Below are 11826 nucleotides of genomic sequence, written 5' to 3'. Positions count from 1 at the left end.
GCCGAGCCCATGCTCGGCTGCTCTTCGGCCCAAAGGCCAGCCGAGCATGGGCTCGGCTCTACAGGAGGGCCGCACGGCCCTCTACCACGCACGGACTTTATCTTTTACAATCCGCGCACGTTTATCAGGCTAAGCCCGCGTTTCGACGCGGCTTTTTTTTTGTTACCCTTCGGGCCATCAGCGGCCCGATTCCATTGGAGACATCCCATGGCGCTGGAGCGCACCCTTTCGATCATCAAGCCGGACGCCGTTGCCAAGAACGTCATCGGCGAAATCTACGCCCGCTTTGAAAAGGCTGGCCTGAAGGTCGTGGCCGCCAAGTACAAGCAGCTGTCGCGCCGTGAAGCCGAAGGCTTCTACGCCGTGCACCGCGAGCGTCCGTTCTTCAACGCACTGGTCGAGTTCATGATCTCCGGTCCGGTGATGATCCAGGCCCTGGAAGGCGAGAACGCCGTCCTGGCCCACCGCGACCTGCTGGGCGCCACCAACCCGAAGGAAGCCGCTGCGGGCACCATCCGCGCCGACTTCGCCGAATCCATCGATGCCAATGCCGCCCACGGCTCGGACTCGGTCGAGAATGCAGCGATTGAAATCGCCTACTTCTTCGCCGCCACCGAAGTCGTCTCGCGCTGAGAGTAATGCCGTGAACGAGGTCGTACAGAAAATCGCCATCCAGCCGCTGCCGAAGTCGGCACCCACGGCTGGCAAGCAGAACCTGCTCGACCTCGATCGCGCGGGCCTGGAGAAGTTTTTCGTCGAGGTTCTCGGCGAGAAGAAATTCCGCGCCCATCAGGTGATGAAGTGGATCCACCATCGCTACGTCACCGAGTTCGATGAGATGACCGACCTCGGCAAGGTCCTGCGCGCCAAGCTGCAGGAGCATGCCGAGGTCCTCGTCCCGAACATCATCTTCGACAAGCCTTCCGCCGACGGCACCCACAAGTGGCTGCTGGCGATGGGCGTGGATGGCAAGAACGCCATCGAGACCGTGTACATCCCCGACAAGACCCGCGGCACGCTGTGCGTGTCCTCGCAGGTCGGTTGCGGCCTGAACTGCACGTTCTGCTCCACCGCCACCCAGGGCTTCAACCGCAACCTGACCACCGCCGAGATCATCGGCCAGGTGTGGATCGCGGCGCGCCACCTGGGCAACGTGCCGCACCAGATGCGCCGCCTCACCAACGTGGTGATGATGGGCATGGGCGAGCCGCTGATGAATTTCGACAACGTCGTGCGCGCCATGAGCGTGATGCGCGACGACCTGGGCTACGGCCTGGCCAACAAGCGCGTGACCCTGTCGACCTCCGGCCTGGTGCCGCAGATCGACCGCCTGTCCACCGAAAGCGACGTGTCGCTGGCGGTGTCGCTGCATGCGCCGAACGACGAGCTGCGCGAGACCCTCGTGCCGCTCAACAAGAAGTACCCGATCGCCGAGCTGATGGCCTCCTGCGCACGCTACCTGCGCGCCAACAAGCGCCGCGAATCGGTCACCTTCGAATACACCCTGATGAAGGGCATCAACGACCAGCCCGAGCACGCCCGCCAGCTGGCGCGGCTGATGCACCAGTTCGACAACGCGGTGCAGGCCAGGGACTCGGGCAAGGTCAACCTGATCCCGTTCAACCCGTTCCCGGGCACCCGCTACGAGCGTTCCGAAGAAGCGCATATCCGCGCCTTCCAGAAGATCCTGCTCGACAGCAACGTGCTGACCATGGTGCGCCGTACCCGTGGCGACGATATCGATGCCGCCTGTGGCCAGCTCAAGGGCCAGGTGATGGATCGTACCCGCCGCCAGGCCGAGTTCAACAAGACACTGCAGGCAGGGAAGGGGAGCGATGCTGCTGCCTGACCGCATCTGGCTGGCGCTGCTTGCAGGCGTGCTGGCCCTCTCGGTCACCGCGTGCAAATCGCAACCCAAAGCCAAGCTGGGTCCCAGCCAGGCGACGGTCTATTCGGTCCGCGATCCCGAAGGCGTTCGCCGCCAGGTCCGCGCGGCGGATCTGCTCGCCCTGGCCGTCCGCGACATGCAGAGCGGCAACCTCGATGCCGCCGAGCGCAAGGCGCGCGACGCGATCAAGCTGTCGCCTGCCGACCCCGATGCACTGGTGCTGCTGGCCGGCATCGATGATCAGCGCGGCCGCACCCGGCAGGCCGGGGAAGGCTTCCGCAGGGCCGCCGAGCTGGCGCCGCAGCGGGGTGACGTACTCAACAATTATGGTGCCTGGCTGTGCCAGAACGGGCAGGCTGCCGAGTCGCTGGCCTGGTTCGACCGTGCGCTGCAGGCGCCCAGCTACACCACGCCGGCCCAGGCGCAGGCCAACGGCGGCAGCTGTGCATTGGATGCTGGCCAGCTTGATCGCGCCGAACGCAACCTGCGTGCCGCCCTGTCCCAGGTGCCTGGCAACCCGGTCGCGCTGGAGGCAATGGCCCAGCTGAGCTTCCGTCGCGGCCAGTTCATGGAGGCCCGCGCCTTCGCCGAACGTAGGATTGCGGCTGCACCGGCCACGCGTTCCGTGTTACAACTTGCGTCTGAAATCGAGGCGCGGCTAGGTGATCAGGCAGCATCTGATCGCTATCTTCAGCGGATTCGACAGGAATTTCCGCAGGACGCGGGCTCCTAACTCCAGGGTTGATGCATTGTGATTGATGACCAGACTGTGAGCGATCTCGAGACTGTGGCCGGCTGCGGCACCCGCCTGCGCCAGGCCCGCGAGGCCGCCGGACTGACCCTCGAAGACGTCGGCCAGCGCCTGCGCATGCCGGTTCAAGTGGTGAAGTCGCTCGAGCAGGAGCAGTGGCAGAAGCTGGGGGCGCCGGTGTTCGTGCGCGGCCAGCTGCGCAGCTACGCCCGCCTGCTCGGGGTCGATGTCAGTGAACTGCTGGAGCAGGCCCAGGTCGGCCCGGTGGTTCCGCCGACCCTGGTCAGCCACACCCATACCCCGCGTGCGCGCCGCATCGCCGAGAATCTCGGCCGTCGCGTGCTGTATGTCGGTATCACCGCGGTGCTGGCGGTGCCGGTCTGGTTCGCCACCCGTGGCCACTTCGATGGCACCGCGCCCTCGCCGAGCACTGCCTCGCTGGACGTGATCCCGGCCGCCGTACCGGTTACCCCGGCCGGTCCCGGGTCCGCCGCTGCAGCGCCCGCCGAAGTGGCGGCCGCACCCGTCGCCAAGCCGACCGCTACCCCTTACGTTGCCTCGCTGGCCCCGGTGCCGCGCGCCGCGCCGGCGCCTGCCGCCAACCTGGACATGCAGTTCAGCGGCGACAGCTGGGTCGATATCGGTGGCCCCGATGGCGCCACCGTGGAGAAGGCGCTCATCAAGTCCGGTGAGAGCCGCAGCTTCACGCCGGGCCAGGTTGCCCGCGTCACCTTGGGCAATGCTTCGGCGGTCCAGGTTCAGCAGAACGGCGCTATCGTCGATCTGACCCCCTACCAGCGAGCCAACGTGGCACGCTTTCAGGTATCCTCTGAAGGCTCCGTAGTCCCGGTTTCGCACTGAGGCGCGGTTTCACCACCTTCGATTAATCCCAATGGTCCCTCCCGATGGGCGGGGCGAGAGTACGCATGGCGATCGACGACCTGCTCGACGAGCACGAACAAAGTGAACGCGTCCGCAGCTGGCTGCGGAAGAATGGCGCCAGCATCCTCGGTGGCGTAGTCATCGCCATCGGTGCCATTGCCGGCTGGCAGTGGTACCAGAAGGATCAGGGCGGCAAGCTGGCCTCGGCCAATGTCGAGTACCAGAAGGCCCTGGTGGGCCTGCAGCAGAACAAGCTCGACGACGCGGCCAAGGCGGTCAAGGCGCTGGAGGCTGGCCCGTCCAGCATCTACGGCGACCTGGCGGCGCTGCAGCTGGCCAAGGCCCAGGTCGATGCGGGCAAGAATGAAGAAGCGCTGGCTACCCTGCGCGCGGTGAAGGTCGAAGGCGACCTGCAGCGCGTGGTCGACCAGCGCGTGGCACGCCTGCTGGTGGCTACCGGCAAGGGCGATGAAGCGATCAAGCTGCTGGGCAGCGCCACCGACAGCAGCAGCCTGGAAATCCATGGCGATGCGCTGATGGCGCAGGGCAAGCGTGACGCGGCCCGCGAACAGTATGAGAAGGCGCTGAAGACGCTGGACGTGGCAGCGCCGCAGCGGCGACTGCTTGAAACCAAGGTTATGGACGCCGGCGGCACCGTCGCCGCCCCTGCGGAGTCGGTTTGATGAGTCAGAAGGTCATGATCACGCGCGTCGCCACCGTACTCCTGCTCGGTATGGCGCTGTCCGGTTGCAGCACCATGAAGGGCTGGTTCGCCGGCAAGGACGCAGCAGCGAAGAAGGCACAGGAGCCGGCGGAACTGGTGAAGTTCGAGCCGACCCTGAAGGTCAACAAGGCCTGGTCGGTCAACCTGGGCAAGGGCGAGCGCCGCATCGGCGTGCGCCAGGGCCCGGCAGTGGCCAACGGTCACGTGTTCGCCGCGGCGATCACCGGTGGCGTGCACGCCATCGACCTGCAGACCGGCAAGAAGGTCTGGACCTGGGAGCCGAAGAAGGAAAAGAAGAAGGCCAAGCTGCGGCTGTCTGGTGGTCCGGGCGTCGGTGAGAACCTGGTGGTCATCGGTACCCTCGATGGCCAGGTGATCGCGCTGGACATCAACGATGGCAGCGAGAAGTGGCGCGCACGCGTGCCGAACGAAGTCATCGCCGCGCCGGCCATTGCCCAGGGCATGGTCTTCGTGCGCAGCAATGACGGTCGCGTCACCGCGTTCGATGCGGGCAACGGCACCCAGAAGTGGTTCAACCCGAGCGAGCTGCCGGCGCTGACCGTCCGCGGCAACGCGGCGGTGGTGGCCGGTCCGGGCGTGCTGTTCATCGGCAAGGACGAGGGCAGCGTCGCTGCGCTGGCCATGCAGGACGGCCGCACGCTGTGGGACCAGAACGTCGGCACCGGCGAAGGCCGTACCGAGCTGGACCGCATGGCCGACGTCGATGGCGCTCCGGTGCTCGACGGCAATACGCTGTTCGTGAGCAGCTTCAAGAACCAGACCATGGCCATCGAAGGCCCGACCGGTCGCCCCCTCTGGGCGCGTGACCACGGCGGTGCCGGCGGTGTGGCGGTGTCTTCGGGCAATGTTTTCGTTACCGACAACAAGGGCGGCGTGTTCGGCCTGGACAAGGCCAGCGGCGCGGCGATGTGGTCGCAGACCGCACTGGCCCGGCGCTCGCTGACCGGTCCGGCGCTGCACGGCGACTACGTGGTGGTCGGTGACTACAAGGGATACCTGCATTGGCTGCAGGCCTCCGATGGCGCGATGGCGGCGCGGGCGAAAAGCGGCGGTGATGCGCTTCTGGCCCAGCCAATCGTCGTCGATGGAGTGCTGCTGGTGCAGAACGTTGATGGCAAGCTGACCGCATTCCGGTTGGCAAATTAATACGGAGTAATCGCGATGCTGCCTTTGGTCGCCCTGGTTGGACGGCCGAATGTCGGCAAGTCGACCATATTCAATGCACTGACCCGTACACGTGACGCCCTGGTCCATGACCAGCCCGGCGTCACCCGGGACCGCAACTATGGCGTCTGCCGGCTTGACGAGGACAACCATTTCCTCGTCGTCGATACCGGCGGCATCGCAGAGGAAGAAGAAGGCCTGGCTGGCGCTACCACGCGCCAGGCCCGCGCTGCCGCTGGCGAAGCTGACCTGATCCTGTTTGTCGTTGATGCCCGCGAGGGTACCTCGGCGATGGACGATGAGATCCTGGCCTGGCTGCGCAAGCTGTCGCGGCCGACGCTGCTGCTGATCAACAAGATCGACGGCACCGACGAGGACACCGTGCGTTCGGAGTTCGCCCGCTACGGCTTCAGCGAGATGCTGACCGTGTCGGCCGCCCACCGCCAGGGCCTGGACGACCTGCTGGACGAAGTCATCCAGCGCCTGCCGGAAGAGGGCAGCGGCGAAGAGCTGGACAACGATCCGAACCGCGTGCGCATCGCCTTCGTCGGCCGCCCGAACGTGGGCAAGTCGACCCTGGTCAACCGCATCCTCGGCGAAGAGCGGATGATCGCCTCGGACGTGCCGGGCACCACCCGCGATTCGATCTCGGTGGACCTGGAGCGTGACGGTCGCGAATACCGCCTGATCGACACCGCCGGCCTGCGTCGCCGTTCGCGCGTGGACGAGGTCGTCGAGAAGTTCTCGGTGGTCAAGACCATGCAGTCGATCGAGCAGTGCCAGGTGGCCGTGCTGATGCTCGACGCCACCGAAGGCGTGACCGACCAGGACGCCACCGTGCTCGGCGCCGTGCTGGATGCCGGCCGCGCGCTGGTGATCGCGATCAACAAGTGGGACGGCCTGACCGACTACCAGCGTGAGCAGGCGGAAACGATGCTGTCGCTGCGCCTGGGCTTCGTGCCGTGGGCCGAATCGGTGCGCATCTCGGCCAAGCATGGCTCGGGCCTGCGCGAGCTGTTCCGTGCGGTGCACCGCGCGCACGAATCGGCGAACAAGACCTTCACCACCAGCGAAGTCAACAAGGCGCTGGAAGTGGCCTACGAGACCAACCCGCCGCCGACCATCCGCGGCCATGTCTCCAAGCTGCGCTACGTGCACCCGGCCGGCGCCAACCCGCCGACCTTCATCGTGCACGGCACCCGCCTGAAGGAGCTGCAGGAGTCGTACAAGCGCTACCTGGAGAACTTCTTCCGCAAGCGCTTCAAGCTGATCGGTACGCCGGTGCAGTTCATCTTCCGCGAGGGTGCCAACCCGTACGAGGGCAAGAAGAACGTGCTGACCGAACGGCAGGTCAAGGCCAAGCGGCGCTTGATGAAGCACGTCAAGGGCAAGTGATCCACGAGAAGGCGGCCGCAGGGCCGCCTTTTTGGTTTGCGGCCCATGGGCTGGCGCTAGCCCCCGTTTGCGATGGTCCTGTAGAGCCGAGCCCATGCTCGGCTGCTTTTCGCACGTCAACCGCGGACGCGCTGCACGCGTCAGCCGAGCACGGGCTCGGCTCTACAGATTATGGTCAAGGCGGGTAGGCGTGGCCTGCGCGATAATGGCGCCATGAGCATTCCAGAGCTTTCCCCCGAGCAGGCACGGGCACGCCTGGCCCATGGCGCAGTGCTGATCGACGTGCGCGAGGCGCATGAGCGGGCCGGCGGCATGGCCGAAGGCGCGCGTGGCGTCGCCAAGGGTGAGCTGCTGGCTGACGCGACCACGCACCTGCCGCTGCCGGACCAGGAAATCCTGCTGATCTGCCAGAGCGGCAAGCGCTCGGCCGATGCGGCGCAGGCGCTGCTGGATGCGGGCTATACGAACGTGAGCTCCGTCGCTGGCGGCACCGTCGCCTGGCGTGAGTTGTCGCTGCCGTTGGTGCAGCCGCTGACCAGCGCCGCCGACCGCGATTTCTACGACCGCTATTCGCGCCATCTGCTGCTGTCGCAGGTGGGTGAGGCGGGCCAGCGCCGCCTGCAGCAGTCGCGGGTGCTGGTGCTCGGTGCGGGCGGGCTGGGCGCACCGGCCGGCTTCTATCTGGCGGCGGCCGGGGTAGGGCACCTGCGTTTCGCCGACCACGACCGTGTCGAGCGCAGCAACCTGCATCGGCAGATCGTGCATACCGAGGCCAGCGTCGGCCAGCTGAAGGTGGATTCGGCGCGCGAGCGACTGCTGGCGTTGAACCCGTCCATCGAGGTCGAGGCCATGCCGGAAAGAGTGACCTCGGAGAACGTGGACCGCCTGCTGCAGGATGTCGACGTGGTGCTGGACGGTTCGGACAACTTCCCGCTGCGCTACCTGCTCAACGATGCCTGCATCAAGCACGCCACGCCGATGGTCTACGCCGCCATCGAGCGCTTCGATGGCCAGGTGAGCGTGTTCGATGCCGGCCGCCAGCGTGGCGTGGCACCGTGCTACCGCTGCCTGTTCCCGGAGCCACCGCCGCCGGAGTTCGCGCCCAACTGCTCCGAAGCGGGTGTGCTGGGCGTACTGCCGGGCCTGGCCGGGGTGCTGCAGGCCACCGAGGTGCTGAAGCTGCTGCTGGGCATCGGCGAGCCGCTGGTGGGGCGCCTGCTGCGCTTTGATGCGCTGGGCATGCGCTTCCGTGAGACCGGCATCGGGCCGGACCCGCAGTGCCCGGTGTGTGCGCCGGGCGTGCCGTTCCCCGGGTACATCGATTACGCCGCGTTTTGTCGGGGTGGGTGAACCGCGTCGGGGCCTCATCCACGCATGGCGTGGATCTACTGGGATGGGCGAACGCGGTTGGGCCTCATCCACGCATGGCGTGGATCTACTGGGGTGGGCGAACCCGGTTGGGGCTCATCCACGCATGGCGTGGATCTACTGTAGTGCCGAGCCTGCGCTCGGCTGCTCTTCGCGCTGAGGCCGGAATCAGCCGAGCGTGGGCTCGGCTCTACAGGTCATGGCTTCGGGATTGTGCCAACCAAGGTTGGCACCTACCGAAGCGCGCGCACGCTTTCAGGATGATGCCCGGGGTCAATCCCGAGATCGTTCCATATCCAAGACAATAAAACGCAACACACGTGCTATTGCCGTCATCGGTGTTGCTCTATCGTTGAGGCCGATTTCGATTTCCGGGGAACCCACCGCATGGCGGTAGAAGCAGCGACCAGCGAGCTGGTCAAGGTCGTCGCCCTGTTGGGCGCAGCGGTGGTGATGGTGCCGCTGTTCCGTCGGCTCGGCCTGGGCTCGGTGCTGGGCTACTTCGCCGCCGGCCTGGCGATCGGCCCGTTCGGGCTGGGCTGGTTCTCCGACCCGCAGGCGATCCTGCATACCGCCGAACTCGGCGTGGTCATGTTCCTGTTCGTCATCGGCCTGGAAATGCGGCCGTCTCACCTGTGGAGCCTGCGCAAGGAAATCTTCGGGCTGGGCACGCTGCAGATCGTCACCTGCGCGCTGGTGCTGACCAGCATCGCCAAGCTGTTCGGGCTGCCGTGGCAGATCGCCTTCATCGGCGCCACCGGCTTCGTGCTGACCTCCACCGCGGTAGTGATGCAGTTGCTGGCCGAGCGTGGCGACATCGCGCTGCCGTCGGGGCAGAAGATCGTCTCTATCCTGTTGTTCGAAGACCTGTTGATCGTGCCGCTGCTGGCGCTTGTCGCGTGGATGGCGCCAGCCGCCGGCAGCGCCGATGGCGAGGGCTCGCGCTGGATGTCGGTGGCGATCGGCGTGGGCGCCATCGTCGGCCTGGTGCTGGTCGGCCGCTTCCTGCTCAATCCGCTGTTCCGCGTGCTGGCCGAATCGAAGGCGCGCGAGGTGATGACCGCCGCCGCACTGCTGGTGGTGCTGGGCGCGGCGCTGCTGATGCAGCTGTCCGGTCTGTCGATGGCGATGGGCGCGTTCCTGGCGGGCGTGTTGCTGAGCGAATCGACCTTCCGCCACCAGATCGAAGCGGACATCGAACCGTTCCGCGGCATCCTGCTGGGGCTGTTCTTCCTCAGCGTGGGCATGGCGCTGGACCTGGGCGTGGTGGCCGGCAACTGGCCGATGATCCTCGGCCTGGTGGTGGCGCTGATGGCAGCCAAAGCGCTGTGCATCTACGTGGTGGCGCGCTTGATGGGCAGCGACCATGCGCAGGCGCTGGACCGTGGCGTGCTGATGGCGCAGGGCGGCGAGTTCGCCTTCGTGCTGTTCTCGGCCGCGGCTAGCGCCGGCGTGATCAGCCTCGACATCAATGCCAACTTCACCGCTGTGGTGGTGCTGTCGATGGCACTGACGCCGCTGGTGGTGCTGGTCTACAAGCGCGTGGCGCCGAAGCCGACCGTCAGCCTGGAAGGCGTGGATACCGCCGATGGCCTGTCCGGCAGCGTGCTGCTGATCGGCTTCGGCCGCTTCGGCCAGGTGGCCAGCCAGTCGCTGCTGGCGCGCGACGTGGACGTGACCATCATCGACAACGACGTGGAGATGATCCACAACGCCGAGCGCTTCGGATTCAAGATCTATTACGGCGACGGCACCCGCTTGGACGTGCTGCATGCTTCGGGCGCGGGCAGTGCGCGGGCGGTCGCGGTGTGCGTGAACAATGCCGAGGATGCTGACCGCATCGTCGAACTGGTGGCGCACCAGTTCCCGCAGGCCAAGCTGCTGGTGCGCTCGTTCGACCGCGAGCATTCGTTGCGGCTGATCCATGCCGGCGTGGATTTCCAGATCCGCGAAACCTTCGAGTCGGCGCTGCTGTTCGGGCAGGCCGCGCTGGTGGAGCTGGGTGCGGAGGAAGACGACGCCCGCGAGATCGCCGAGCAGATCCGCGAGCGCGATGCCGAGCGCTTCGAACTGGAAATGGCCGGCGGCAACCTGCGTGCCGGCGCACACATGGTGTTCGGCACCGCGCTGCCCGGCGTGCCGACACCGACGCCGTTCACCGCGCCCAAGCGCAAGGCACGCACGCTCAATGCGGATGACGTGCCGGAAGAAGAAGAGGAATGATCTGAAGCCTGGTTCTGCAACTAATCCTATGGCAGCTTGTCTCGGTGAAGGCGAGACTAGTCGATTGCTTCTTAACCAAGATGGATGCGGTCTTGGAAAAGTCCTGTCGCGACGCAGGACGAAGATCGTTCCAGACAGGAATCAATGCCAGAAAGCACGCAGGACATTGCCGTTCAATCCGAGGCCGCATCAACCCGCTACCTCGAATGCCCATTGCGCCATGAGTTCATGGAGGTGCATGAACAAGGTGGTCGACTGAGCATTCGATCGGGCACGATTGGTATGCCCTGCCTGGTCGTCCACGCATCTTTCAAAAGCGTAGTCAAAGCGCAGGCAGTCCAGCAGAAGTGTGCCGAGACGTGGCTATCCAAGGGCTATGTCGAATGCGAGCGCAGGGTGGACATTGTCGAGGGAAGCGTTGCCGATGAGCTTTTCTGCGATGAGCGCGAATCTCACCCGCTGCTGGGTGCCTTTTTCAACGTCATCGGCGCGGATACGCTCAAGGGGCTGCCACAGCGGCTGGCGCTGTTCCGCAATGGTCTGTTGTGGCATCAGGATTTCGACTTCGAACGCCTGGGTGATCTTGGGCTTCATGCCGGCGTCATTGTGGATGGCGATGTTTCCGTAAGTGGCGTGCTCACCCAGCTCACCTATAGCTATCCCGGTTTCATCCTGGTCAGCGGCGACGTGATCGCCAGGAGCCTGGGGCATCGTGACAGTTCGATGCGCATCCTCGGCGATGTTCATGTCGAGAACATCATCTACGGCGAGTACAACGATGGCTCACTCTGCATTGAGGGCTCCGCGTATGGTCAGGCTTTCATCAGCGACGATCACTACATGTACGCGGCGGGTGAATACCACATCGCGGTGGCAACAGATGGCCAGAACTGGGGCTGCCTGTCGCCAGAGCTTTTCGACAGCGACGACGATGAATGCCCTTCGCTGTCTGCGGAAGCGATCCAGCGATTCATGGTGGAGGGCCGAAATCCCTACGTTGCCGGGGCCTCTCTGAAGTATCGGGAGGTATCGACTTCACTCCCTGCACCGCCTGCCGTGCATTCGCCTTCCAGTTTCATGGTGCGCATCCAGGCATGCATTGTCTGCAACGATGTCGAGGGACTAACGTCACTCATCGAACATTGGCAGGAGCGCGATCTGGAGTGGTTGATTGCTCTTGCGGGGAGACTCGCTGCACCCAGCACAACAGTGGAGCAACGAGAACGGCTGCTGGCTGTTGTTCGTTCGCTGGATCCATCACCGGAGCAGGTGGAGTTGTGGACTGAGCTGGTGCGGTAGCTGGATGCCGAACGATTCGAACTGGAAAAGGTGGGTGAGAGTAGTGCCGGCCGCTGGCTGGCAGCGTCATGAGCGCAGGGAGCGTTGCGAGGTTGCCGGCCAGCGGCCGGC

Annotated in this window: 10 protein-coding genes; all 10 read left to right on the top strand. The window is 65.4% G+C overall.

Annotated elements, in window-relative coordinates:
• Positions 1-207: 207 nt before the first annotated feature.
• The 10 genes from ndk (at position 208) to ACFX4F_RS11190 (ending at position 11715) form a co-directional block, all read left to right on the top strand.
• Positions 208-633 (top strand): nucleoside-diphosphate kinase, encoded by a 426-nt coding sequence (gene ndk / locus ACFX4F_RS11235; RefSeq protein WP_008265389.1) that lies wholly within the window; start codon positions 208-210, stop codon positions 631-633.
• Positions 634-643: 10 nt separating this feature from the next.
• Positions 644-1849, top strand: a complete 1206-nt coding sequence (gene rlmN / locus ACFX4F_RS11230) for a 23S rRNA (adenine(2503)-C(2))-methyltransferase RlmN (protein ID WP_032977561.1) — start codon at positions 644-646, stop codon at positions 1847-1849.
• Positions 1836-2621 (top strand): type IV pilus biogenesis/stability protein PilW, encoded by a 786-nt coding sequence (gene pilW, locus ACFX4F_RS11225; RefSeq protein WP_380655218.1) that lies wholly within the window; start codon positions 1836-1838, stop codon positions 2619-2621. The genes rlmN and pilW overlap by 14 nt, the downstream gene beginning before the upstream one ends.
• Positions 2622-2639: 18 nt before the next feature.
• Positions 2640-3500, top strand: coding sequence for a RodZ domain-containing protein (locus ACFX4F_RS11220; protein ID WP_099821267.1), 861 nt, complete (start codon positions 2640-2642; stop codon positions 3498-3500).
• A gap of 65 nt (positions 3501-3565) precedes the next feature.
• Complete coding sequence (locus ACFX4F_RS11215; protein WP_025874997.1) at positions 3566-4204, top strand: tetratricopeptide repeat protein; 639 nt, start codon at positions 3566-3568, stop codon at positions 4202-4204.
• Positions 4204-5412, top strand: coding sequence for an outer membrane protein assembly factor BamB (gene bamB / locus ACFX4F_RS11210; protein ID WP_140227102.1), 1209 nt, complete (start codon positions 4204-4206; stop codon positions 5410-5412). Before ACFX4F_RS11215 ends, bamB begins: the two co-directional genes overlap by 1 nt.
• Before the next feature lie 15 nt (positions 5413-5427).
• Positions 5428-6825, top strand: a complete 1398-nt coding sequence (der, locus tag ACFX4F_RS11205) for a ribosome biogenesis GTPase Der (protein WP_025874993.1) — start codon at positions 5428-5430, stop codon at positions 6823-6825.
• A 213-nt stretch (positions 6826-7038) separates the two neighbouring features.
• Positions 7039-8175, top strand: coding sequence for a molybdopterin-synthase adenylyltransferase MoeB (gene moeB, locus ACFX4F_RS11200; protein ID WP_380655212.1), 1137 nt, complete (start codon positions 7039-7041; stop codon positions 8173-8175).
• A gap of 405 nt (positions 8176-8580) precedes the next feature.
• Positions 8581-10416 (top strand): monovalent cation:proton antiporter-2 (CPA2) family protein, encoded by a 1836-nt coding sequence (locus ACFX4F_RS11195; RefSeq protein ID WP_191078913.1) that lies wholly within the window; start codon positions 8581-8583, stop codon positions 10414-10416.
• A 144-nt stretch (positions 10417-10560) separates the two neighbouring features.
• Positions 10561-11715 carry a hypothetical protein gene (locus ACFX4F_RS11190; RefSeq protein WP_380655207.1) on the top strand — a complete coding sequence of 385 codons (1155 nt, stop codon included), beginning with the start codon at positions 10561-10563 and terminating at the stop codon, positions 11713-11715.
• Positions 11716-11826: the final 111 nt, after the last annotated feature.

It is taken from the genome of Stenotrophomonas sp. YIM B13575 (assembly GCF_042787595.1).
GTDB lineage: Bacteria > Pseudomonadota > Gammaproteobacteria > Xanthomonadales > Xanthomonadaceae > Stenotrophomonas > Stenotrophomonas lactitubi_B.
The sequence above is the reverse complement of the archived record's forward strand: the minus strand, read 5'-3'. Positions and strand labels throughout refer to the sequence as shown.